This window comes from Janthinobacterium sp. 78 (assembly GCF_003096775.1).
In the GTDB taxonomy this organism is placed as follows: domain Bacteria; phylum Pseudomonadota; class Gammaproteobacteria; order Burkholderiales; family Burkholderiaceae_D; genus Janthinobacterium; species Janthinobacterium tructae.
The window spans coordinates 1-23057 of sequence record NZ_QENT01000001.1 but is presented as its reverse complement, the minus strand read 5'-3'; the positions used below and the strand labels follow the sequence as shown (position 1 = coordinate 23057).

Annotated in this window: 17 protein-coding genes, 1 tRNA gene and 1 rRNA gene; 9 read left to right on the top strand and 10 right to left on the bottom strand. The window is 62.2% G+C overall.

From position 1 onward, the window contains the following. Positions 1-48: 48 nt before the first annotated feature. Positions 49-819, top strand: a complete 771-nt coding sequence (gene pssA / locus C8C92_RS00095) for a CDP-diacylglycerol--serine O-phosphatidyltransferase (RefSeq protein ID WP_165829561.1) — start codon at positions 49-51, stop codon at positions 817-819. On the opposite strand, the gene C8C92_RS00090 is transcribed toward pssA, so the two are convergent. The 10 genes from C8C92_RS00090 to C8C92_RS00045 form a co-directional block, all read right to left on the bottom strand. Further along, entirely contained in the window at positions 816-1742 is a 927-nt protein-coding gene (locus C8C92_RS00090) for an aldo/keto reductase (RefSeq protein WP_116742695.1), read from the bottom strand. The genes pssA and C8C92_RS00090 overlap by 4 nt on opposite strands. A gap of 147 nt (positions 1743-1889) precedes the next feature. Continuing rightward, the gene (locus C8C92_RS00085; RefSeq protein ID WP_071075112.1) at positions 1890-3035 is read right to left on the bottom strand and encodes a D-alanyl-D-alanine carboxypeptidase family protein; all 1146 of its coding nucleotides are present in this window, start codon (positions 3033-3035) and stop codon (positions 1890-1892) included. A 113-nt stretch (positions 3036-3148) separates the two neighbouring features. Beyond that, a complete protein-coding gene (locus tag C8C92_RS00080; RefSeq protein ID WP_116742694.1) occupies positions 3149-3802 on the bottom strand; it encodes an alpha/beta hydrolase in 654 nt (217 codons plus the stop codon). Positions 3803-3850: 48 nt separating this feature from the next. Further along, positions 3851-4168 carry a ferredoxin gene (locus C8C92_RS00075; protein WP_034781335.1) on the bottom strand — a complete coding sequence of 106 codons (318 nt, stop codon included), beginning with the start codon at positions 4166-4168 and terminating at the stop codon, positions 3851-3853. Between the two features lie 40 nt (positions 4169-4208). Further along, positions 4209-5396 (bottom strand): VanZ family protein, encoded by a 1188-nt coding sequence (locus C8C92_RS00070; protein ID WP_099761804.1) that lies wholly within the window; start codon positions 5394-5396, stop codon positions 4209-4211. A 10-nt stretch (positions 5397-5406) separates the two neighbouring features. Beyond that, positions 5407-6021, bottom strand: coding sequence for an ABC-type transport auxiliary lipoprotein family protein (locus C8C92_RS00065; RefSeq protein WP_116742693.1), 615 nt, complete (start codon positions 6019-6021; stop codon positions 5407-5409). A gap of 12 nt (positions 6022-6033) precedes the next feature. After that, complete coding sequence (locus C8C92_RS00060; RefSeq protein WP_096238189.1) at positions 6034-6993, bottom strand: MlaD family protein; 960 nt, start codon at positions 6991-6993, stop codon at positions 6034-6036. Next, positions 6993-7892 carry an ATP-binding cassette domain-containing protein gene (locus tag C8C92_RS00055; protein ID WP_071075116.1) on the bottom strand — a complete coding sequence of 300 codons (900 nt, stop codon included), beginning with the start codon at positions 7890-7892 and terminating at the stop codon, positions 6993-6995. Before C8C92_RS00055 ends, C8C92_RS00060 begins: the two co-directional genes overlap by 1 nt. Continuing rightward, positions 7892-9034 (bottom strand): ABC transporter permease, encoded by a 1143-nt coding sequence (locus C8C92_RS00050; RefSeq protein ID WP_116742692.1) that lies wholly within the window; start codon positions 9032-9034, stop codon positions 7892-7894. Before C8C92_RS00050 ends, C8C92_RS00055 begins: the two co-directional genes overlap by 1 nt. Before the next feature lie 57 nt (positions 9035-9091). Next, the gene (locus C8C92_RS00045) at positions 9092-10600 is read right to left on the bottom strand and encodes a radical SAM protein (protein WP_099761818.1); all 1509 of its coding nucleotides are present in this window, start codon (positions 10598-10600) and stop codon (positions 9092-9094) included. Between the two features lie 141 nt (positions 10601-10741). Between C8C92_RS00045 and C8C92_RS00040 the strand changes: the two genes are divergently transcribed. The 8 genes from C8C92_RS00040 (at position 10742) to C8C92_RS00005 (ending at position 22984) form a co-directional block, all read left to right on the top strand. After that, complete coding sequence (locus C8C92_RS00040) at positions 10742-12343, top strand: DUF2138 family protein (RefSeq protein WP_165829223.1); 1602 nt, start codon at positions 10742-10744, stop codon at positions 12341-12343. Next, complete coding sequence (locus C8C92_RS00035; RefSeq protein WP_243420063.1) at positions 12340-13020, top strand: DUF1175 family protein; 681 nt, start codon at positions 12340-12342, stop codon at positions 13018-13020. Before C8C92_RS00040 ends, C8C92_RS00035 begins: the two co-directional genes overlap by 4 nt. A gap of 14 nt (positions 13021-13034) precedes the next feature. Next, positions 13035-17573: an alpha-2-macroglobulin gene (locus tag C8C92_RS00030; RefSeq protein WP_243420062.1), complete on the top strand. Its 4539-nt coding sequence runs from the start codon at positions 13035-13037 to the stop codon at positions 17571-17573. After that, complete coding sequence (locus tag C8C92_RS00025; RefSeq protein ID WP_116742689.1) at positions 17573-19267, top strand: DUF2300 domain-containing protein; 1695 nt, start codon at positions 17573-17575, stop codon at positions 19265-19267. The genes C8C92_RS00030 and C8C92_RS00025 overlap by 1 nt, the downstream gene beginning before the upstream one ends. Next, positions 19264-20061, top strand: a complete 798-nt coding sequence (locus tag C8C92_RS00020) for a DUF2135 domain-containing protein (RefSeq protein WP_116742688.1) — start codon at positions 19264-19266, stop codon at positions 20059-20061. Before C8C92_RS00025 ends, C8C92_RS00020 begins: the two co-directional genes overlap by 4 nt. A gap of 40 nt (positions 20062-20101) precedes the next feature. Then, positions 20102-20836, top strand: coding sequence for a DUF2135 domain-containing protein (locus C8C92_RS00015; RefSeq protein ID WP_243420061.1), 735 nt, complete (start codon positions 20102-20104; stop codon positions 20834-20836). Positions 20837-21276: 440 nt separating this feature from the next. Beyond that, positions 21277-22807, top strand: a 16S ribosomal RNA gene (locus tag C8C92_RS00010). 100 nt (positions 22808-22907) lie between these two features. Continuing rightward, positions 22908-22984 (top strand) — tRNA-Ile (locus C8C92_RS00005). Positions 22985-23057 lie beyond the last annotated feature (73 nt).

Below are 23057 nucleotides of genomic sequence, written 5' to 3'. Positions count from 1 at the left end.
CCCGCTACTTAGATTGCCCATAATTTGAACACCTTGCCCAAGTCGCGCCTGCAGCGCGCCAAATACGCCTTGCCCAGCATGGTGACTTTGCTGTCGATAGCCTGCGGCTTTGCCAGCATCGTCATTTCCGTCGATAACGCCCCGGTGGGCGACGCGGATGCCTACCGCCTGGCGGCAGCGCTGCTGGTGCTGGCCGGCGTGTTCGATGCACTCGACGGCTATGTGGCGCGCCTGACGAACACCAGTTCGCAGTTCGGCGTGCAGCTCGATTCCATCGCCGACGTGATGAATTTCGGCTGTGCCCCCGCCGTCTTGTTGTACTGCTATGGTTTTGTGCAGATGGGCGTGCACGATCCGCTGCTGCTGCGCTTTGGCGGCATGGCCAGCTTCTTCTTTGTCGCCTGCGGCGCCATGCGTCTGGCGCGCTTCAATGTGAATGTGGGGCGCACCGACCCGCTGTATTTCGTCGGCATGCCGATCACGGCCGGCGCCGCCTGCGTGGCGGCCGTGGTGGTGGCCTGGCCGGCGCCCATCGACTCCATGCTGCACAGCTATCTGCTGATGCTGCTGCTCGTCGGCGTGGGCAGCCTGATGGTGTCGACCTTGCGATTCCCCAGCTCCAAGCAAAAGAAAAGCCTGGCCGCGCTGCTGGTGCTGATCGTCGCCGTCGCCCTGCTGGTGTGGCTGAAGACCAGTTTCTTTGCGCTGTTCTTCGCCGTCTACATCGCCGCCACCCTGGCGCTGAACCTGGCGTGGTATCTGGGTTGGCGCGGTATTGCGCTTCCCCAGGTTTTCAACGACCCGGATGAAATAGACTAAGCCACCTCGTGCCCGCGCGCGGCGCGCAGGATGGCGAACCAGTCGCTGCGGCTGAGTGTGAACTGCGTGCCTTCCACAGCCACGCCGACCGCTTCGATGCGGCCCGTGCCCGTCAGCGGCAGGGGCCGGCAAGGCAATTGCATGATCCACGCAAACACCACGCTGGCAAACGGCCGCTGCAGCTGGTCGGCGATCTGCTTGATGACATTGCGCAAATTTTCCACATTCGCATCGCCGCCCTGGAACAGCCGGCCGCCGGCCAGCGGCGACCAGATCATCGGCGCCACTCCCACGTCTTGCAAGCCGTCGAAGGTTTCGTCGAACAGGGGCGCCACGTGCAGCGGCGAAAACTCCACCTGGTTCGTCACCAGCGGGAAACGCCGGTGCAGGCACTCGAACTGGTGGCGGCTGAAATTCGATACACCAAAGTGCAGCACCTTGCCCGCTTGCTTGAGCTGGGTGAACGCGCCGGCGATCTCGTCGAAATCCATCAGCGGGTCGGGACGGTGGATCAGCAGCAAGTCCAGGCGGTCCGTGTGCAGCTGGCGCAAGGTCTGCTCCACGGAACTGGTGATGTGCGCCGCGCTCGTGTCGTAATGCTGGATGGCGTGACCGGGGCGGTGCGGCGAGAGCAGCTTGATGCCGCATTTGCTGACCAGCTCCATCTTGTCGCGCAAGCCCGGCTGCAGGGCCAGCGCTTCGCCAAATAGCCCTTCGGCGCTGTAATCGCCATAGATATCGGCATGGTCGAAACTCGAGACGCCCAGCGTCAGGCATTGCTCGATGAAGGCCAGGCGCTGCTGCGCCGACATATTCCACTCGCCGATGCGCCACATGCCGGCGACGATGCGCGACAGTTCGGGGCCGTTGGCACTCAAACGGCTGCGCGGTGCTTGCAGGCTGGCAGGAAATACATGGCTCATGGGCTGGCTTTCTGATGGTGGCGTGAAGGGATACCCTACGATTATAGCCAGCTACGCTACAGCATGCTGTGGAGACAGCGGCGGCGAGACAGACGAAAAAAATGCCCGCAGCATCTGCGGGCATTTTTTATGGAATACGAGAACGAATTACTTCATCCACAGACGCATCGAATCCCAGGCGCGGCCGAAGATCGTGGCCTGGTTGATGGTTTCCAGCGCCACGACAGGCAGTTCCAGCAGGACTTTATCGTCGACCATCATTTTCAGTTTGCCGACAGGGGCGTTCTCGGCCAGAGGCGCGACCAGCGGGTCCTTGCGTTCCAGCACAGGTTTCATCTTGGCAGCCATGCCTTTTGGCACGGTGACGAGCACGTCGCGGGCAAAACCGATTTTCACGGTGCCTTTCGAACCCTTCCATACTTCCGGCGTGGCCACGGCCTGGCCTTTCGAGTACAGCTTGACCGTATCGAAGTTCTGGAAGCCCCAGTTCAGCAGCTTCTGGCTTTCCTGCGTACGCGCCTGGTCGGAGGTGGTGCCCAGCACCACGGAAATCAGGCGGCGCTCGCCGGTGCCGCCCGGACGGCGGGCCGAGGCGATCATGCAATAGCCGGCCGCTTCCGTGTGGCCCGTCTTCATGCCATCGACGGTCGGGTCCAGCCACAGCAGGCGGTTGCGGTTAGGCTGGGTGATCTTGTTGTACGTAAAGCTTTTCACGGAATCGATTTTGTAGAATTCCGGGTAATCGGCGATCACGCGCTTGGCCAGCACGGACAAGTCTTGTGCGGTGGAATAGTTATCTGGGCTAGGCAAGCCATGCGGATTGCCAAAACGCGTGTTTTTCAGGCCCATGCGCTGTGCTTCGCGGTTCATCAGCACGACGAACGTACCTTCATCGCCGGCAACGGCTTCCGCCAGCGCCACGGCGGCGTCGTTACCCGATTGAATCATCAGGCCGTGCAGCAAGTCGTCGATCGAGACGGGCGTGGCCGGGTCGATGAACATCTTCGAGCTGCTCGAATCGACTTTCCAGGCGCGCACGGAGACATTCACTTTTTGGTCCAGCGCCAGTTTCTTTTCGCGGATGGCGGCAAACGTCAGGTAAGCCGTCATGATCTTGGTCAACGATGCCGGCTCGATGCGCGCGTCCGGATCTTGCGAAGCAATGATCTGGCCACTCGTGGCATCAAGCAACAGCCAGGACTTGGCGGCGATGGTCGGGGCTGGAACGCTCTGGGCGAAGGCGGCGGATAGGAAAAGTACACTGGAGGCCAGTGCCGCTAAGAGTTTTTTCATGGAGGCTGGTCTGCGAAAAAGATGAAGGCTGAGGGCCATGCCGTTGCAACTTACATGGCCGCGTGGAAAAAACGGATCAATTATAGCCGTGGAGGCGGTAGTAAGCCCACACTTCAATGATCATCGGCTGCGATTGCGGGTTTGTCACCATGCCACAGGGCAATCACGAGGTTCTTGATGTGGTTGAGCTTGCGGTGGAAAAAGTGGTCGGCGCCGGGGATCACGATCACGGGAATGTCTTGTGGACGGGCCCAGTCGAAGACGGCGGACAGGGGAATCGTGTCGTCCAGTTCGCCGTGGATCAAAATGCTGTCGGCGGGAATGTCGGCCATGGCCCATTTGCCGGCCGCACTGCCGATCAGCGCCAGGCGCTCGACGGGCGTGCCGGCGGCGGCCAGGCGTTCCTGCAGTTTCGATTGCACGAAGGTGCCAAACGAGAAGCCGGACAGGGCCACGGGCAAGCCCGGATACAGGCCGACCATGTGTTGATACAGCAATTGCATGTCGTCCGTCTCGCCCACGCCATGGTCGTGTACGCCTTCCGAGGCGCCCACGCCGCGGAAGTTGATGCGCGCCACCACGTAACCGAGGGCGACAAACGCGCGCGCCAGGGTTTGCGTGACCTTGTTGTCCATCGTGCCGCCGTACAACGGGTGCGGATGGGCAACGAGGGCGATGCCGCGCGGGGTGTCTGCCGGGAAATCGAGCAAGCCTTCCATGCTGCCTGCATGGCCGGCGAGGGTAAATTTTTCCGAATTTCTGTTCATGATGCTCATACTGGTGGCGTAGGCTTAAATTAGGATTAAAGATGGGGCTTAGATTTTCAGGCGTTCGACGATCTTGCCGCCCACCAGGTGCGTATCGATGATTTCATCGATATCGCTGGTGTCGACATAGGTGTACCAGGTCGCTTCCGGGTAGATGACCAGCAGCGGGCCTTCTTCGCAGCGGTCCATGCAGCCGGCCTGGTTGATGCGGATCTTGCCCGCGCCATTCATGTCGAGTTCCTTGATGCGGCGCTTGCAATGCTTTTGCGCCGCTTCCGCGCCATGGTCGCCGCAACTGTTGCGGCCGTCTTCACGTTTGTTCATGCAGAAAAAAACGTGGCGTTCAAAATACGGTGCGTCGCTCATACTGTGCTCCTGCTGAATCGTCAATGCGCCATGATAACGCTTATGGGTGGTCTTCGCGACGCTGGCGCTGCACATCATCCTGCCGGTTCAAACGGTGCGAGGGCAGGCACAGGAACCACAGGGCCATGAAGGGCCACAGCAAGGCCAAAAATTGCGCCGCGCCATTGAAGTTCAGGAACTTGCCTTGCACCCAGCCTTGCAAGGTGGACATGAAGTATGGGTTGATCGGCGTCGTATTCACCATCACCAGGCTCAGCAGCAAGGTGGCGGCCGCGATGCGGCGCTGCGCCACATGGGGCGCGAAGGCCAGGCCGCCCAGCATGATCAGGCCGATCAAAAAGCCGCCCTGGGCACCCGGCGTGATCCAGACGAAGGCGTTTTCGGGCGAAAACAGCAGCGCGCTGGCCATCGAACGCACGATCAAGGCGGCGGCGATGAGGAGCAGCATCAGCGCGGCACGCGGCGCGGCGCGGCGTAGCAGGCATAGCAAGGTGAGCACGGCGCCCGTCATGCCGCAGGCCGTGATGATGGTTTCTGATAGCCAATATTGCTCGACCGTCAATATCACATCGGGCCGCAGATACGCGGCCAGGTCGATCTCCATGCCCATCAGACTGGAGGCCCAGTCCGACAGGATGGGCAGCAGCTGGCCCAGGCCGAACAGATAGCCTTGCGGATAGATTTGCGCCAGCGGCCACAAGGCCAGCAGCACCAGGCCCTGGCTGGCGTGCTGGGCAAACCAGCGCTGGCGCACGCGGTACAGATGGCTATGGTCGAGCAGTTTGCGCGCCGTCAGGGCGCCGATGATGGAACCGATCAGGCAGCCGGCCGAGTTCGTATAAAAGTCGAGATTCGACGATACGCGGCTGGGCAAATAGGTTTGCACGGCCTCCATGCTGCCGGAAATTAACATACCGCACAGGCTGGCGATCACGACGGCAAAGAAACCAGTAATCCTTGGAAACAGCGAATACACGATCAGCGCGCCCAGCGGAATGTAGCCGACGACGTTGATGCCCACGTCAAAGCCCGTCCAGTAGCGGGGCATGCGCGTGTTTTCCAGGAAAGTCAGCGGCGACAGGCCATTGCTGTGCCAACCCGTGAACGGGAACCAGCTGGCGTACACGATCAGGAAGACGTAGGCGAGCAGGGTCGCGCGCGATACGGGCGACGAGCGTGCGGGCGGTAGTGGCGCGGGCGGGCTGGCGGAGGCTGCGGGGTCGGTCATCGTGCTGCGGTCACTCTTTCGGCAGGTTCAGTGTGCCCAGCCATGCCAGCAGGTCGGCGGCGATGGCGTCCGAGGCCGCCGCCAGCGCCTGTGCGCCGCCCTGCGCGTCGGCGCTGCCGGCCGGGCCGCTGCGGCTGAAGGTTTTCTGGTCGATCAGGCGGTGGCCGCGGAACAGCGAGGCGCGCAGCGACACATGGCCGCTGCTGCGCGTCTGCGTATCAAAGTTTTGCGAAAAATCATCGACATCGATGCGCAGCAGGGGCATGCCGGCGGCCGCGTCCGTGGTGGACAGCACTTTCACGCCGCTTTGCGCGATGCGGGTTTTCAGGCGCTGGCTCAGCAGTTGCAGCGGCGGCGTGTTCCAGCGGTTGTAGGCGTACGGGCGCGACTGCTGCGCATCGGCATACAGCAGCCGGTAATACATGCGCTGGCTGTCCAGCCACGAAGGGCCGTTGGCGTCGGCGATCACCAGCACGGGCACGGCTGGCGCCGCCGGCTGCACGGCCGCCTGCGGCGCGGCAGGGCCGAAATCATAAAACGTGGGCACGGGGCCGCGGCTGGCGCAGCCGCCCAGCAGGAAGGCGGCGGCCAGGATCAGTGCGCTGAGATTGCGTGGGATAGGCATGCGGTGTTCTCCTTATTTGCCCGGTGCCGAAAAACCGGGCTCGCCCGGGCCGGGCGGGATGTCTGGGGCGCCGAACAAGATGCTCTGCGGCTGTTCATTGAGCGTGCTCATGGTGGTTTTCAGGGCGCGCATCGAGGAGCGCGCCTCGCCGCTCAGCTCGATAACCTGTGGCAGCACTTCCAGCGATACGCCATTGGCCACCGTTTCCACCGAATTGCCGACCCGGTCGACCGTGCCATTGACCTTGTCGAGCACGCCACCTGGCGCCTGGATGTCGTTGCCCAGCTTTTTCCACGTGGCCGTCAAATCCGACACGTTCTTGCTGGCCGTGCTGACGGCCGTCAAGGTTTGGCGTGTTTGTTCCGTCAACTGCGGCAATTGCGTCAGGGTCGGCTCCAGTTGCTGCGGAATGGCGCCAAAGGCCTTGGCTGCCTTGCCCACTTCATTGAAGGCGCCCAGCATGGCGGCCTGGTTGTCGGGGCTGAGCAGATTATTGACCTTGTTGGTGATTTGCTCGGCCTGGTCGAGGATGCGCTTGCCGCGCTTTTCCAGCTGGTCTAGCAAGCCGGCGCGCAGGGGGATCAGCGAAGGCTTGTCCTTGCTGGTGCCCAGCAGTTTCGAACCCACGTGCTCGTCGTCGAGCTGGATGTAGGCGATGCCCGTCACGCCCTGGTAACCGAGGCTGGCAAAGGTGGTGTCGGTGACGGGGGTATCGGGCGCCACGCTGATGTGCACGAGGATTTGCCCCGCCTTTTGCGTGTCGAAATCGATGGCGTCGACCTTGCCCACTTCCAGGCCCCGGTAACGCACGGTCGCCTGCGGGTTCAGGCCCGGCACGGACAGGGTGGTGGCGAGCAGATACGGCACTCTTTCCACACGGTCGCGGTTGAACCAGACGCCGAACAGAATGGCCGCCACCAGCAGGGTGAGTGTAAAAAATCCCGTCATCAGGGCATGTGATCTGTTTTCCATTACTTCTCCGCTTTCTTGTCTGTGCCGGCATCGTCGCCTGGCTGCGCCGCCTTGCCTGCCGCCGCCTGTTTTTCATCGAGGACGGCCAGTGCGCGCTTGCCGCGGTCGCCGAGGAAAAATTGCTTGATGAACGGGTGGTCCACTTCGATCACCTCGCGCGTGGGGCCGATGGCGATCACGTGTTTTTCCGCCAGCACGGCGATGCGCGTGGACAGGGCGAACAGGGTGTCGAGGTCATGCGTGACCATCACCACCGTCAAGCCCAGTTCGCGGTGCAGCGACTGGATCAGGGCGACAAAACTTTCCGACAGATCCGGGTCCAGGCCCGCCGTCGGTTCGTCGAGGAACAGCAGCTTCGGTTCCAGCGCCAGCGCGCGCGCCAGGGCCACGCGCTTGATCATGCCACCCGACAAGTCCGACGGCATTTTCAGCGCATGTTCCGGACCCAGTCCCACCATGTTCATCTTTAATAATACCGCGTCGTGCACCAGTGCCTCGGGCAGCACGCGCAATTCGCGCATCGGTTGCGCCACGTTGTCGAACACGGTCAGGGCCGAATACAGGGCGCCTTGCTGGAACAGCATGCCCCAGTGGTTGCGCAATTGCTGCAACTGGTCGGAACTTGCCTTGTTGATATCTTCGCCAAAGACTTTGACGCAGCCGCGCGCCGGATGCTCGAGACCCAGCATCTGGCGCAGCAGCACCGTCTTGCCCGTGCCGGAGCCACCCACGATGGACAGGATTTCACCCCGTTCGATTTCCAGGTTCAAGTCCTGGTGCACGACGGTGCGGCCGAACTTGGTCCACAGGTTGGTGATTTCCACCACGGGCGCGCTGCCATGCAGGTTGAACTGGCCGTCCTTGCCCGTGCCACAAGCGATATCGGTGTCGTCCGCCATCAGTAGCCCACTCCATTGAAGACGATGGCGAACACGGCGTCGGCCAGGATCACCACGGTGATGGCCGTGACGACGGCGGTGGTGGTGCCGTGCCCCAGACTTTCCGTATTGGCCTTGATGCGCAGGCCGAAGTGGCAGGAGACAAGCGCGATCAGCATGCCGAAAATCACGCCCTTGCCCAGGCCTATCATGTAATTGGCCAGCGGCACGGCATCCGGCAGCTTCTGGATGAAGTAGCGCGCCGACAGATTCAATTCCACCTTGGCCGCCACCATGCCGCCGATCAGCGCGGCCGTATCCGTCCAGATGACGAGCAGGGGCATGGAAATGGCCAGGGCCAGCACTTTTGGCATGATCAGGCGGAAACCGTGCGAAATGCCCATCACCAGCATGGCGTCGAGCTCTTCCGTGACGCGCATGACGCCCAGCTGGGCCGTGATGGACGAGCCCGAGCGGCCGGCCACCAGGATGGCCGCCAATAAAGGCCCCAGTTCGCGGATGACGCTCATGCCCAGCAGGTTGACCAGGTAAATGTCGCCGCCAAAGGCGCGCAGCTGCTGCGCCGACAGATAGGACAGCACGACGCCGATCAGAAAGCCGACCAGGGCCGTGATGCCCAGCGCCTGGAAGCCCGCATGGAAGATATTGGCGGAAATTTCACGCCACGGCCCGCGCATGGGATGGCGCGCAAAGCGGCCGATATCCTGCGTCACCTGGCCGACAAGGGCAATGAACCCCTTCAAATGTTCGAAAAACAGCAGGATGGTCATGCCCAGCTTCATCACGGGCGTGAGGCGGTTGGCGCGCGAAGGCGGCGTCTCCAGTGGGCCCGTCTCTTCGATGCGCCGGAAAAACTCTTCCTGCGACGGCGCCAGGGTCAGCTGCGCGGGGCGCTGCTTGCCCCAGGCATTCCAGAATAGCTGGGCGCCGATATGGTCCATGCTGTCGATCTGCGACAGGTCCCATTGCACCTTGGTGTCGCCCTGCAAGGGCTTGAGCTGGGCGTCGATGGCCTTGATGGCCTTGATGGCATTGTCATGCGCCAGCGCGTGCACCTGCCAGGTGCCGCTGGCAGTGACAAGGGCTCCCTGTTGGGAGCTGGTCTGGGAGAGGGTCAGTTTCGGCGATTGTACAGTCGGCATCGTGCCAGTTTAAGGGAGAATGGCGCAGACCGCCACCGATGTTCAATCGTCACGCTTTCAGGAGGCCAGATGGCGCGCCTGCCGCTGCGGTATTGCCGCCTCCAGGTGGGCCTTCGGCTGGTCGCTGGTTTTGGCGTGGTTTGCCGCTTGCGCGCCGCCCGCATAGTCGCTGGCCACGAGGGCATTGGCCTCGACCGCACTCATGCCGCGCGTCTGCAGCCATTGCGCCACCAGCTTGGCCAGGCGTTCCATGGCGATGCGGTGCGTGGCGTCCGTATGGGCGTACAGCCAGTTCGAAAAGTCCATGAAGTTTTCAAACGGCGACTCGCCCAGCATCCATTGCACCGTATTGGCGAAGCGGCCCGAGTTGGCCACCAGGTCCCAGTAGCGGGCGAAGCGCACCAGGCGCTGCATGCTCATGAAATCGAGCTGTTTATTCGCCAGGATGGTATACGGCGGGTGCGGGTCGAACACCATGCCGTAATTTTCCGTATGGCGGATGATGGGCGTGCCGCGCAGCCGTTTTAGTATGCCGAACTGGATTTCATGCGGTTTCAAGGCCACCAGCTTGTTGAAACCGGCCGCGAAGCTCGCTTCATCCTCGCCCGGCAAGCCGGCGATCAAGTCCACGTGCAAGTGGGCGTTCGATTCTTCGCACAGCCAGCGGATATTGTCGGCCGCCTTTTGATTATCCTGCTTGCGGCTGACCAGCGCTTGCACCTCCGGATTGAAACTCTGGATGCCGATCTCGAACTGCAGTGCGCCGGGCGGGAACTTGCTGATGCCTTCTTTCAAGGCATCGGGCAGATGGTCGGGCACCAGCTCGAAGTGGGCATAGATCGGGTCGTCTGGATTGGCCTCGATCTTGTCCAGAAAGAACTGCATGATCTTCAGGCTGGTCTTGATGTTCAGGTTGAAGGTGCGGTCGACGAACTTGAACAGGCGCGCGCCGCGCGCATGCAGTGATTCCATCTCGGCCAGGAAGTTTTCCAGCGCGAAGGGCCAGGCCGTCTTGTCCAGCGCCGACAGGCAAAATTCGCACTTGAACGGGCAGCCGCGCGACGCTTCCACGTAAATGGTGCGGTGGCGGATATCGTCGTCTGTATAGAGAGAGTAGGGCAGTTGCAGTTCGGCCAGCGGGGCTTGCACGCCGGCATGGATCTTCATCAGCGGTTTCGGGCCGTTGAGGATCTCGCCGCACAGCTTGGGGAAGGTGACGTCGCCCCAGCCCGTGATCAGGTAGTCGGCCAGCTTGACGATCTCTTGCTCACCTGCCTCGTGCGACACTTCCGGCCCGCCCAGCACGATGATGACGTCGGGCGCCACGCGCTTGAGCATGGCCACCAGTTTGGTGGTTTCCTCGACGTTCCATATATACACGCCAAAACCGATGATGCGCGGCTTGTTCGTCAGGATGCGCTCGACCAGTTCCGTTGTCTTGGTGCCGATGACGAATTCCTGCAACCGCGTCTGCGCTTGCAACGGCCCCATATTGGCCAGCAGATAGCGCAATCCCAGCGAAGCGTGGGTGTAGCGGGCGTTCAGGGTGGAAAGCAGGATGGTCATGGCAGCGATGGAAACGGCGAAACCGCTATTTTACGCTGTCGCGTCACCGGTGCGCTGCGGCCACAAATGCCATGTTACCATTTGTCAATAATTACTAACTTGGCAATGCTTCGGCAGGGCAACAGGGGATACACGGTGCTGGTGAAAAAAGTACTCAATAACAAGGTCCTGCTCGGCTCACTTGCTGGCGTGGCGCTGGTGGCGGCTGCACTGGTCGGCTACCGCGCGTTTGGCTGGGGCGCGATGGGGCCGGTCAACGGCCTGAAGCTGGATTTATCCAGGCCCGATGCGCTGGTCCGCACGAAAAGCCTGTCGGCCTTGCCGCGCGACCTGCTGACGGTGCCGCTGGCGCGCGACGTGCTGCGCGAGGATTTCCTGTTCTATTACGAGCAAAGCGAAGACCGGCTGGGGCTCAAGGGCAGCCTGCGCCGCATCGCCTACGAACATGAACTGGGCTGGGGCGACCAGTTGCTGCGCATGGTGCTGGACCAGCCTGCGGAAGTGGCCTTGTGGCGCGATGCAGACGGCTCGCTCAAGCACTTTTCGATTGCCGTGTCGCGCAGCCAGCTCACGCGTTTGCTCGAGGAGGCGGGCAAGATCGCCTTGAAGGATACGCAAATGCGCGTGGCCGGCAGCTTGCGCGTCGATGGCGACAGCGTGCCCGTCTACGCGCTCAATTACGCCTGGCAGCGCACCTTGCTGTTTGCCGCGCATGGCCAGCGTCTGGTCATCCTGTCCCATCCCGGCATGCTGTATGGCGGCAGTGAAGGCAAGCATGGCGATGGCACGGCCGAGAAAACCGTGGCCAGCCTGCTGGCGCCGGAGCCGGCCAAACAAAACGTCTTTCACGCGCAATTCCATCTCGATCCAGCCGCGCCCGAGGGCCACAGCATCGCCGTCAAGGCGGATTTCCTGTCATTCGGCTACCAGCCTTTCTTCGGCGCGTTAGAGGCGCTGCGCTTCGATTTTCAACACGGCGCCTGGCAATCGAAGGTGCTGCTTAATGCCGATAAATTGAAAAACGGCGGCTACGACAGCAGCGCCCTGTGGCCGCAGTTGCCGCACAACCCGAGCGCCTGCTTCAGCGTGCCGGTCGACTGGACCGCGCTGCAGCCCGTGCTCAAGCGCCTGGGCAGCAAGACCTCGGAACCGGTGGCGCCGCTGGCCGGGCACTTGCAAGGCCCGGCCGCCGCCTGCTGGTACGGCACTTCACGCCTGCATACGCCCGTGTTCGTGGCCACGCGCAGTGCGCAGGCCGGCGATGACGCTGTCTATGGCAGCCTGTTCGAGGCGGCCATCGGCGGCAAGGACCCCGTGCGCAAAACGACCGGTAAAGATGGCGCCGTTCGTTGGGAACGCAGTGTCGCCACGGCCCTGGGCCAGTCCACACCGGCGCTGGCCGTGGCCGGCAATACGGTGGTCTTCTCGGCCGACGGCAAGCTGGTGGACCAGGTACTGGCCGTGCGCCGCAAGCAGGCGCCGGCGGCCAGCGACCTGCTGCCCGATGCTTCCCGCACCATCGGCCTGATCGCGCCGGCGTCGCTGGCCCGGCTGATCCAGCTGGAAGCCTTCGATACCCTGCCGGCGAATAATGAACCGGTACTGCGCGCAGCCGCCAATGAACACCTGGTGCCGCGCCTGAACGCCTTGAAAAAATACCCGCCGCTGCGCATGGTGCTCAAGCGGCAGCCCGCCAGCGGTATTTCGTGGGAAACGCTGGAATGGCAAGAGGCCGCGCGATGACGCTGTTGCATGGGCGGCATGCGCGCCGTGCCGCCTTGCGCTGGATCGCGGCCTGCGCCACCACCGTGGCAATGCCCGCCTGGGCCCTGCGCACAGCCGCCGAACCGCAAGTGCAGCTGTCGCAGGCGCAGAGCCGCGCCTTCCAGGCTTGGATGCTGCGCATCGTCAACGCGCAGATCGAACGGGGACCGTCGCCGCGCTGGACGCACCGCGATTGCGCCGGCCTGGTGCGCTTTGCCGTCAACGAGGCATTGAGCGTGCATGACGCGAAGTGGCTGCATGCGAACGGTATTGCCAGCGACCGGCGCCTGCCGCCCGAGCTGGAACTGGACGCGAAGCAGGCCGCCTTGCGCAACCGCTGGGTGCAAACGGGCGGCAAGGTCGGCCATTTCGTCACGGCGCTGGCGCTGGTACAGCACAACAGCCGTTTCATCGCCCGCGAAATCAGCCAGGCGCTACCCGGCGACCTGCTGTTTTTCGACCAGGGCGACGAACAGCACCTGATGGTCTGGATGGGGGCGCGCATCGCTTACCACACCGGCACCGTCACCCCCGACGACAATGGTCTGCGGACCGTCGATATCAAAGAACTCACGAGCTGGAAGGACACGCGGTGGCAACCTGTGGTCAACAATCCCAATTTCGCCGGGGTGTTCCGGCTGGCGTTCCTGTCATGAAGCCTATTTTTCTCATGAAGCTGCTATTTGCCAGCTTGCTGGCGCTGCTACTCATTGGCGGCACCTCGGCGCAGGAACGCGAACCAAGCAACTACGCCACCTTCAAGGGCGAACCCTTCTTCCTGCTCTCGGACGCCAGTTACGGCAGTCTTGATGAAGCGCGCGTGCGTCTGGAAGTGCCGGGCCGTGACATGGGACGCATGAACCTGGAAGCGTATTCGGGCGCCGACATCGTCATCTACCGCGTGCCCGAACCGATGGAATTCCTGAAAAAACAGCGCAATCTGCACCGTATCCAGGTGGAAGGCAATTACCAGGGCGAAGGCCTGGCCAACACCTTGAGCTTTCTGTGGGATAGCTGGTGGAAGCAGTCGCGCCTGGCCTGGCGCAAGCTGTTTTCCGGCGAGGCGCGCCGCGCGGTAACGAAGGAACAGCCGCAGCTGGCCACGAATGACGCCATCCGCCGGCCGACCGTGTTCGCCAACCATCCGCAGTACAAACCGATCAAGGGCATGGAGCTGGTCGACAGCTTCCGCTATCCGATCTGGCAGGCCAAGGCCATCGCACCGCCGAAGGGCGTCAAGCTCGATGGATCGAGCAGCGACTTCATCGTCGCCGGCGCCGGCAATGTGATGATCCCGCTAGGCAAGCGCAAGCCGGGCTTGTACCTGGTCGAAGCGATCATCGGCGAGCACCGCGCCACCACGTTGGTATTCGTGTCCGATACGGTGGCCGTCACCAAGGTATCGTCAGGCCAGATGCTGGTCTGGACGGCGCGGCGCGACAACAGCGCCGCCGTGGCCGGCGCCAGCGTGGCGTGGACGGACGGCACCGGCGTGCTGCAATCGGCCACCACGGGTGCCGACGGTGTCGCGTCGCTCGAACGCGGCAGTCCCGAACATACGTATGTGCTGGGCCAGGACCGCGCCGGCGGCGTGTTCGTGTCCGAGAATTTTTACTATGACAGCGAAATCTATAACACCAAGATTTATGCGGTGACCGACCGGCCCCTGTACCGGCCCGGCGATGAAGTCAACGTCAAGTTCCTGGGCCGTGAATTTACGTCCGCGCGCGCATCGCAGGCCGCGGCCAGCGCGCCTGTCAGTCTCACCGTGCTCAATCCGAATGGCACACCGCTGCTGACGCAAACGCTGCAGCTGTCCGGTGACACGGGCGCCGACACGCGCTTCCGTCTGCCCACGGAAGCCACCGCCGGCGGTTATGAACTGCGCTTCAATTACAAGGATGGCGTATATGGCGCGGCCTTCCGTGTGGCCGAATACGTCAAGCCGCACTTTGAAATCAACGTCCAGCCATCGAAGCCGGAATTCAAGACGGGCGAGGTGGTCAAGGGCAGCATCGCGCTGCGCTACCCCGATGGCAAACCCGTGAAAAACGCGAAGATGACCCTGTCGCTGCGCGGCCAGCAAAACACCATGGTCGAGGGGGAGCTGCGTTACAGTGGCCTGTTCCCCGTGGCCTTGAAGACCGAGGAAGTGACGAGCGATGGCGGCGGCAATGTGGACTTCACCTTGCCGCCGGCCGCCGATCCCTCGCGCTACATATTGACCGTGCTGGCGACCGATGGCGCGGCCTACCGCGTCAAGGCGACGCGCGAGCTGATGATAGAACGCTCGAGCAGCAGCTACCAGTTGAAGGCCACGCGCCAGTTTTCCGATCCGGGACAAAACGTGCATTTCGACTTGCTGGCCGATGGTCAGGGCGCGGCCAAGCCCGTGCGCTGGCAGATGGTGCAGCTGGAAAAACAGAGCAAGACCGAAGGCGCGTTCGACCCCAACGCCAAGGGCTGGGATGTGACATTCCCGGCCTCGGGTTCGTATCAGCTGACGCTGCGCGACGAGCGCGGCAACCTGCTGGCCGCCGCCAGCCACTGGGTGTCGGGTGATGGCGTGCAGACGACGCCGGGCAGCATCGAGATCGTGCTGGACCGCGCCCGTTATCGTCCGGGCGACACGGCCGAGGCCTTGATCACCTTCTCCGACAAGGTCGACCAGGCGCTGTTCACGCTCGAACGCGACAAGGTAGAACACCATGGCTTGATGGCCGGCGCAGCTGATTGGTATCAGGCGAAGCGCGTGGCGCCGCGCCAGTGGAGAGTGCGCATCCCGGTAAAAGAAGAGCATGGCCCGAACATGACGTTCTCGGTGGCGTACACGCGCAATGGCGATTTCGTCTTCGAGAACGCCGGCCTGCAAGTGATCGAGCCGCGCATCGCGCTGCAGTTCAAGAGTGACAAGGAAGTCTACCAGCCGGGCGAGAAGGTGACGCTGGATGTCAAGGCCACCCTCGATGGCAAGCCATTGAGCACCCTGGTGGCGCTGGGCGTGGTCGATGAAATGATCTATGTGCTGCAGCCGGAAATCGCGCCGGACATCGGCGACTTCTTCTACCATCCGCGCCGCAACAACGTGCGCACCACGGCCAGCCTGTCCTTCATCAGCTACGACATGGCACAGGGGCGCACTGCCGGTGCGCCCGCGCGCCACAACTACAACGAGCGCGGCGTCAAGGTGCTGGAACGTCCGCGCCGCGACAATATCGACACGGCTTACTGGGCGCCATCGCTCAAAACCGATGCGAATGGCAATGCACGCGTGAGTTTTACCATGCCCGACGCGCTGACCCGCTGGAGGATCACCGGCCGCGCGATGGATGAACAGGGGCGCGTCGGCCAGCGCACCGCCTATCTGCGTTCCGATAAAAACTTCTATGCCAAGTGGACGGCGCCCGACTGGATGCGCGCCGGCGATGCGCCGCGCGCTTCGGTAGCCGTGTTCAACCAGACGGGCAAGGAGCAGGCGCTCGACGTCGTCCTCTCCGGCGGGGCACAGCCGAAGACGGAAAAACTGACTGCCAAACCGGGTGTCAACTACGTTGAGTTCCCGCTCGCGGCAGGCAGCGGACCGCTGCGCCTGGAGCTGAAACAGAATGGCAAACTGGTCGATGCGTTAGAGACGGCCATGCAAACCTTGCCCACCGCCTGGAGCAGCCCGCGCTCCTTGGCGTTGCCGCTCGATGGCGCCACCGCGGATATTCCACTCAAGCTGCCAGCGGATGCGCGCAATATCCGCGTCTCGTTCGCGCAGGGCGCGGCCAGCCACTTCGCGCGCATCGCCGACGACCTGATCGACTATCCGTATGGCTGCGTGGAGCAGACGGCGAGCCGCTTGATTCCGCTGGCGCTGGCCACGCAAAGCCTGGGGCCGGACACCGGCGCGGCAAGCGAACGGCTGCAAACGCTGCTCACGGCGCAGCGCCTGCGCCTGGTCTCCATGGCTGGTCCGAATGCCGTCTTCGGCTGGTGGGGCAATGCCACGGCCGGCAATGCCTTGATGACGGCCTACGCCTATTACGCCGACTGGTACGCGGCGCGCGCGCTGCACATCGAGTTGCCGCCCGAGCACTGGAACAAGCTGCTGGCCGTCTACAGCGAACATGGTTTGAAGGATGCGATGGGCGACCGCGCGCTGGTGTTGTGGATGGCGCGCGAGATGGGCCTGCCCACCCAGACGCTGGCAGCCGGCCTGGTGGACGACAGCGGCATCGCCGTCCTGGGCGGCAAGCCGCGCCAGGCGGGCGACAGCGGCAGCCTGCTGCTGGGCGGCGCCTCTGACCGCGAGGCGCAAGCGATGGCGCTGGGTCTGGTGGCGCTGGTCGCCAGCCAGAATGGCATCGCCTTGCCGCATGGGCTGCAGCTGCAAGTGGCCAGCGCCTGGCAAGTCTTGCGCGAATCGAAAGCGCCGGTGGCGCAGGCCTTGCTGATGCTGGCTGGCGAAGTGCCCCCATCGCAGGCCGACGCGGTACTGGCCGGCGTGCGCGCCGAAATGCCGACCCTCGACCGTGCGATGACGTTGATGTGGGTGCAAAAGAAGCTGGGTGGCGCATCGTTCGGCAAGGGGCCTGCCGTGGCGCTGGACGGCGCCTGGCAAAAACGCGACAGCCGCAGCGGCCAGCCGCTCTGGCGCTGGCTTGACGCCAAGGGCTTGCCTGACAAACTGCGTCTCGCTGCATCGACCGCAGCGCCGGCCGGTACGGTGGCCGTGCTGCAGTACGACAGTCACGCGGCCGAAGCGCAAACCTTGCCGGTCGCCGTCGAACGGCGCATCCTGCGCATGAAGGCGGGCAAGGGAGGCTATACGACAGAACTGGTCAAGCCGGGCGAGGCGTTCAGTACGGACGCGCTGTACCTCGATGAAATCACCTTGAAAGCGGCACCGGGTGCGAAGCACCGCTTTGGCTTGCTGGAAGTGGCGCTGCCGCCAGGCGCCATGGTCGAATCGACCACCTGGGGCATGGTCATGGCGGGCGACAAGCCGACTGCGCTGGAACGTGCACGCCACACGGAGCGCCGCGACGGCTATGGCGTGCCGATCGAGCCTTTGGCCGGCGAGGTGACGGTGCGCCATTTGCTGCGCTTCGCGCAAAAGGGCAGTTACGTGCTGCCGCCGGCGCGCTTTTACCGCATGTATCAGCCGGAGCTGAAAGCGTTCGAGGGCGGCGGCAAGACCATGCGCGCGCTGAAGGTCGAGTGATGCGCGCAGCCCTTCCTGCATTGATGGCGACCCTGCTGCTGGCCGCACCTGCCTGGTCGCAGTCATTGTCAAAATCGCTGGATGTCGCCTGGTGGAAGGATGGCAAGACGGAAGTGCGGCAGCTGCGCCAGGGCGGCGTGGCGCTGCCACTCTCGCCGCCGTTTGACGGCACGCGGCAAGTGCCGCTGGCCAGCCTGTGGAAACTGTTTGTGTATGTATACGCGACCGATAACAAGGTGGCGATGCCGGACTACCGCTGCGGCGGCCGCGATCCGGAAGAAGTGTATTGCTGCGATGCGGGTCAGAGCATCGGCCATGACGCGGCGCTGGCGCAGTCCTGTGGTCCATTTTTTTCGCCGAAACGCCTGATGATTGCGCCGGCGTCATGGCGCCAGTACTGGACCGGCCGCCTGGGTAGCGCACCGGCAGGCGACTTTGCCTGGCTGTCCGACCCCGCGCAGCTGGCACCAAAGCGCCTGGTGCGCCTGGACAGCCTGCTGCGCGCGCTGGACAGCATCCCGGCCGCCAGCCGCCAGGAAGCCGAAGCGGCCCTGCTGCGTGTGGTGCTGGACGGGCGCGGGGCCGGGACGGCGCGCTGGTTCGGCAGCCAGTTACGCGTAAAAACGTATTCCTGGCACCAGGCGGGTGGGCGGATAGGTGGCGCGGCAGGCTGGCTGTCCGATGGCACACCGATCTGGTTTGGCGGCGCGGGCGGCAGCAGCAATGTCTTTGAGCAGTGGGCGCCCAGGCTGGCCGCCAGCTTGCCGCCAGTGGGTGCGGCCGACGATGGCGGCTGCGTGGTGGTCGATTACTTCAAGCGCTATCCGATCCGTGCCGTGCGCGGCGAGCGTGGCATAGCCGCAGCTGGCCCGCTGAATGGCCGCTACCATGTGCAATTCGAGAATGGCCAGAACCTCGCCTTGCGTAGCAACGGTGAGCTGATGCTATTGCAGGAGAAGGGCGGCCGCCCGCAATTGCGCGGCCGCTTCGGCGTCAATGAATATGTGGCGCGCGTGCTCGACCGCGAAGCGAATGCTGGCGAGCCGGAAGCGGCCAAGGCGCTGGCAATCGCCGCGCGCACGTACCTGCAGCAGAACGCGGTGACTGTGGCGGGCTGCCAGCAGATCGCCGACAGCAGCGCAACCCAGCGCGTCAGCCCCAGCCCCGCCACGCCGGCGGCGCTGGCGATTGCGCGCTGGACCGACCAGCTGATCGTCGATGGCGTCACCGTGCGCTATCACAGCACCTTGCCATCCGAGGGCACGATGGCGTGGAGCGAGGCGGTGCGCCAGGCCAGACAAGGCAAGCACTATGATGAATTGCTGGCGACGGCCTATCCCGGCGGCGCGCTGAGCACCTTTGGCAATACCGGCGCGCGTTGCCGGCGCCTGGTGCAGAATGAGGATTGGCTGGCGCGCTCCGTGCCGCGCTGGCAGCGCGTGCTGCTGCGCGAGGCCGGCTACGAAGCGCCGCCGCAAGCGCCGCTGGTCTGTGCCCTGTCCAGCGGCGCGCCGTATTCGGAGCAGTCGCGTAACCGCATCTTCATGCGGCCGCTTGCCTCGCGCGAAGACCGCATCACCTTGGCCCATGAATATTTACACCTTGGCCTGCGCCGTCATCCGCGTGGCCAGGACGAAGAATATGTCGAGCGGCTGGCCCGCCGGCTGGTCGACCTTAACCTGGAGTCGATATGAATGTATTCGTCCTGATCGCGGGCGCAGCTGTGCTGGCCCTGGCCGGGCCTTGTGTGCAGGCCGCCGACAAGAGCATGACCACCCCCGTCGGAGGCTGGAGCCGCGCGGGATTGACGGACAAATCCAATGAGCTGGCGGTCAATTATCCCTACTCGCTGATTGATCGTGGCGCGCAGAGTGGCCGGCGCATGATACGCGGCGAGCTTGAGAAGGCGGGCAAAAGCCGGCCTGTCCACAAGCTGGTGGTCAATGGCAATCCGACGCCGCTGTACACGGACGATGATGGCCGCTACGCGCGCGCCTATTCTTTCGGCTCCGGCTCGAACAGCATCGAGATCCGCTCGCCCGACGGCAAGCCGGTCAAGCGCGTGCAGTTTTATGAGGCGCACCGCAGCCGGCCGCAGCCCATGATCCGGATTATCGCGGCCTGGGACGACAGTCAGGCCGAGGTCGACCTGCATGTGGTCACGCCCGATGGCCAGCATGCATTCTGGTCGCACCCGACCCTGAGCAACGGTGGCGGGCTCGATGCCGATACCGTCGACGGCCCGGGGCCGGAAAATTTCATGATGACGTCGCCGATGCGCGGGCTATACCAGGTATGGATCAATTACTGGGGTAATTTCAGCGGTGAGGGCTATCACTTTGACGAGAACACGCGCCAGCGGCCCGTCATTACCAGCCGCATTACGCTGGTATTCAACGAAAACACTGCGCGCGAGCGGCGCGAGGAGTTTGTCGTGCCCTTGCGCGGTATCGGCGAACTTACGCTGGTCAAGACTTTCAAGTATTGAGACGATGAAGACACTACCTCTTTACCCTTTGTGCTCTCTGTTGCTGCTGCCATTGTGGGCGCAGGCGCAGGCCCAGGTCACCATCGACGCCCCAAGGAGTGGCTGGCGCAATTCGGCCGGCGCTAGCGAGGAATACACGCAAGCGGTCAACTACCCCGCCGCGTCGGTCAACCTGCAGCCGGGCCAGGCCGAGACGGCGCAGATACGGGGGCGTATCGCCGGCGCTATCAAGGGCAAGCCCGCCACCCTGGTGGTCAACGGCGTGGCGATGCCGATGGAAGTGGGCGAGGACGGCAGCTATGGGCGACCGTATGGCTTCGGCAGCGGCTCGAATAGCGTGGAAGTGCGCTCGCCCGATGGCCGGAGCCGCGCACGCACCCAGTTTGTAGACAGCTACCAGGGCAAGACGCAGGCGCGCCTGCGTATCGTGCTGTCGTGGGACAGCCCCGGCACCGACCTCGATCTGCATGTGGTCACGCCGGACGGTGGCCACGCCTGGTATGGCAATCGCGTCTTGAAAGATGGCGGCGCGCTGGATGTGGACGTGACTACCGGCTATGGCCCGGAAATCTTTTCCAGTGCCGCGCCCCTGAAGGGCAACTATCACGCCTATGTCAATTACTACGGCAGCGGCGAGAACACCGCCATGTTGACGGTTGCCCGCTTATCGATCATCACCAACGAAGGCACGCCGCGTGAAAAGCTGCAGAGCTTCCAGGTGCCGATGCGGGCCGCCGGCGAGCTGACCTTGGTGAAATCGTTTGTCTTGCCATAAAAATGGCCGCAAATAGCCCTTGCCGGGTGCGCGGGGCAGGACTATAATTCGCCCCCTCGCTGAACGATGCATGCAAATGCCGAGTGAAGCGGGCAAAAAAGAAGGTTGACGAAATAGCCGAAACGCTTCATACTCTTCCTTCTTCGCAGCTGACAAACACAACGCTTTGTCGATAGCGCGAGAGTAGTAAATAAGCAGTACCGAATACCGTTCTTTAACAATTAACAGTCGATAAGTGTGGGCATTTGATGTAAGTGCAGCGTCAATCTTCGGATTGGCGTCTAACTTAAAATATCAAATGTTCACAAGAAATAATAAAATAGGATACTTCTTCGGAAGTAGCCTGTCAGTTTTTTGAGTGAGCAAATCTTTTGCAATGCAAAAGATTTGGATGGTAGTGATACTGTCCGACCTGTCAGAAATGACATTAAACAGAGATTAAACTGAAGAGTTTGATCCTGGCTCAGATTGAACGCTGGCGGCATGCCTTACACATGCAAGTCGAACGGCAGCACGGAGCTTGCTCTGGTGGCGAGTGGCGAACGGGTGAGTAATATATCGGAACGTACCCTAGAGTGGGGGATAACGTAGCGAAAGTTACGCTAATACCGCATACGATCTAAGGATGAAAGTGGGGGATCGCAAGACCTCATGCTCGTGGAGCGGCCGATATCTGATTAGCTAGTTGGTAGGGTAAAAGCCTACCAAGGCATCGATCAGTAGCTGGTCTGAGAGGACGACCAGCCACACTGGAACTGAGACACGGTCCAGACTCCTACGGGAGGCAGCAGTGGGGAATTTTGGACAATGGGCGAAAGCCTGATCCAGCAATGCCGCGTGAGTGAAGAAGGCCTTCGGGTTGTAAAGCTCTTTTGTCAGGGAAGAAACGGTGAGAGCTAATATCTCTTGCTAATGACGGTACCTGAAGAATAAGCACCGGCTAACTACGTGCCAGCAGCCGCGGTAATACGTAGGGTGCAAGCGTTAATCGGAATTACTGGGCGTAAAGCGTGCGCAGGCGGTTTTGTAAGTCTGATGTGAAATCCCCGGGCTCAACCTGGGAATTGCATTGGAGACTGCAAGGCTAGAATCTGGCAGAGGGGGGTAGAATTCCACGTGTAGCAGTGAAATGCGTAGATATGTGGAGGAACACCGATGGCGAAGGCAGCCCCCTGGGTCAAGATTGACGCTCATGCACGAAAGCGTGGGGAGCAAACAGGATTAGATACCCTGGTAGTCCACGCCCTAAACGATGTCTACTAGTTGTCGGGTCTTAATTGACTTGGTAACGCAGCTAACGCGTGAAGTAGACCGCCTGGGGAGTACGGTCGCAAGATTAAAACTCAAAGGAATTGACGGGGACCCGCACAAGCGGTGGATGATGTGGATTAATTCGATGCAACGCGAAAAACCTTACCTACCCTTGACATGGCTGGAATCCTTGAGAGATCAGGGAGTGCTCGAAAGAGAACCAGTACACAGGTGCTGCATGGCTGTCGTCAGCTCGTGTCGTGAGATGTTGGGTTAAGTCCCGCAACGAGCGCAACCCTTGTCATTAGTTGCTACGAAAGGGCACTCTAATGAGACTGCCGGTGACAAACCGGAGGAAGGTGGGGATGACGTCAAGTCCTCATGGCCCTTATGGGTAGGGCTTCACACGTCATACAATGGTACATACAGAGCGCCGCCAACCCGCGAGGGGGAGCTAATCGCAGAAAGTGTATCGTAGTCCGGATTGTAGTCTGCAACTCGACTGCATGAAGTTGGAATCGCTAGTAATCGCGGATCAGCATGTCGCGGTGAATACGTTCCCGGGTCTTGTACACACCGCCCGTCACACCATGGGAGCGGGTTTTACCAGAAGTAGGTAGCTTAACCGTAAGGAGGGCGCTTACCACGGTAGGATTCGTGACTGGGGTGAAGTCGTAACAAGGTAGCCGTATCGGAAGGTGCGGCTGGATCACCTCCTTTCTAGAGTTTGCACGAATCAGGTAACTGATTCACGCATCAAATGTTCACACTTATCGGCTGTTTAATTAAGAAGAAACAGTAGTCGTAGTAGTTCCGCGTTGGGGCTGTAGCTCAGCTGGTTAGAGCACCGTGTTGATAACGCGGGGGTCGTTGGTTCGAGTCCAACCAGCCCTACCAGCTAATTAGTACATAATTCCCGGGGGATTAGCTCAGCTGGGAGAGCACCTGCTTTGCAAGCAGGGGGTCGTCG

Coding starts and splice junctions, on each gene's coding strand:
- C8C92_RS00035 (WP_243420063.1), top strand. CDS start 12,340: ATGACGCTGTTGCATGGGCGGCATGCGCGCCGTGCCGCCTTGCGCTGG.
- C8C92_RS00060 (WP_096238189.1), bottom strand. CDS start 6,993: ATGGAAAACAGATCACATGCCCTGATGACGGGATTTTTTACACTCACC.
- C8C92_RS00075 (WP_034781335.1), bottom strand. CDS start 4,168: ATGAGCGACGCACCGTATTTTGAACGCCACGTTTTTTTCTGCATGAAC.
- C8C92_RS00070 (WP_099761804.1), bottom strand. CDS start 5,396: ATGACCGACCCCGCAGCCTCCGCCAGCCCGCCCGCGCCACTACCGCCC.
- C8C92_RS00080 (WP_116742694.1), bottom strand. CDS start 3,802: ATGAACAGAAATTCGGAAAAATTTACCCTCGCCGGCCATGCAGGCAGC.
- C8C92_RS00085 (WP_071075112.1), bottom strand. CDS start 3,035: ATGAAAAAACTCTTAGCGGCACTGGCCTCCAGTGTACTTTTCCTATCC.
- C8C92_RS00065 (WP_116742693.1), bottom strand. CDS start 6,021: ATGCCTATCCCACGCAATCTCAGCGCACTGATCCTGGCCGCCGCCTTC.
- C8C92_RS00025 (WP_116742689.1), top strand. CDS start 17,573: ATGCGCGCAGCCCTTCCTGCATTGATGGCGACCCTGCTGCTGGCCGCA.
- C8C92_RS00045 (WP_099761818.1), bottom strand. CDS start 10,600: ATGACCATCCTGCTTTCCACCCTGAACGCCCGCTACACCCACGCTTCG.
- C8C92_RS00055 (WP_071075116.1), bottom strand. CDS start 7,892: ATGGCGGACGACACCGATATCGCTTGTGGCACGGGCAAGGACGGCCAG.
- C8C92_RS00030 (WP_243420062.1), top strand. CDS start 13,035: ATGAAGCTGCTATTTGCCAGCTTGCTGGCGCTGCTACTCATTGGCGGC.
- C8C92_RS00050 (WP_116742692.1), bottom strand. CDS start 9,034: ATGCCGACTGTACAATCGCCGAAACTGACCCTCTCCCAGACCAGCTCC.
- C8C92_RS00090 (WP_116742695.1), bottom strand. CDS start 1,742: ATGAGCCATGTATTTCCTGCCAGCCTGCAAGCACCGCGCAGCCGTTTG.
- C8C92_RS00020 (WP_116742688.1), top strand. CDS start 19,264: ATGAATGTATTCGTCCTGATCGCGGGCGCAGCTGTGCTGGCCCTGGCC.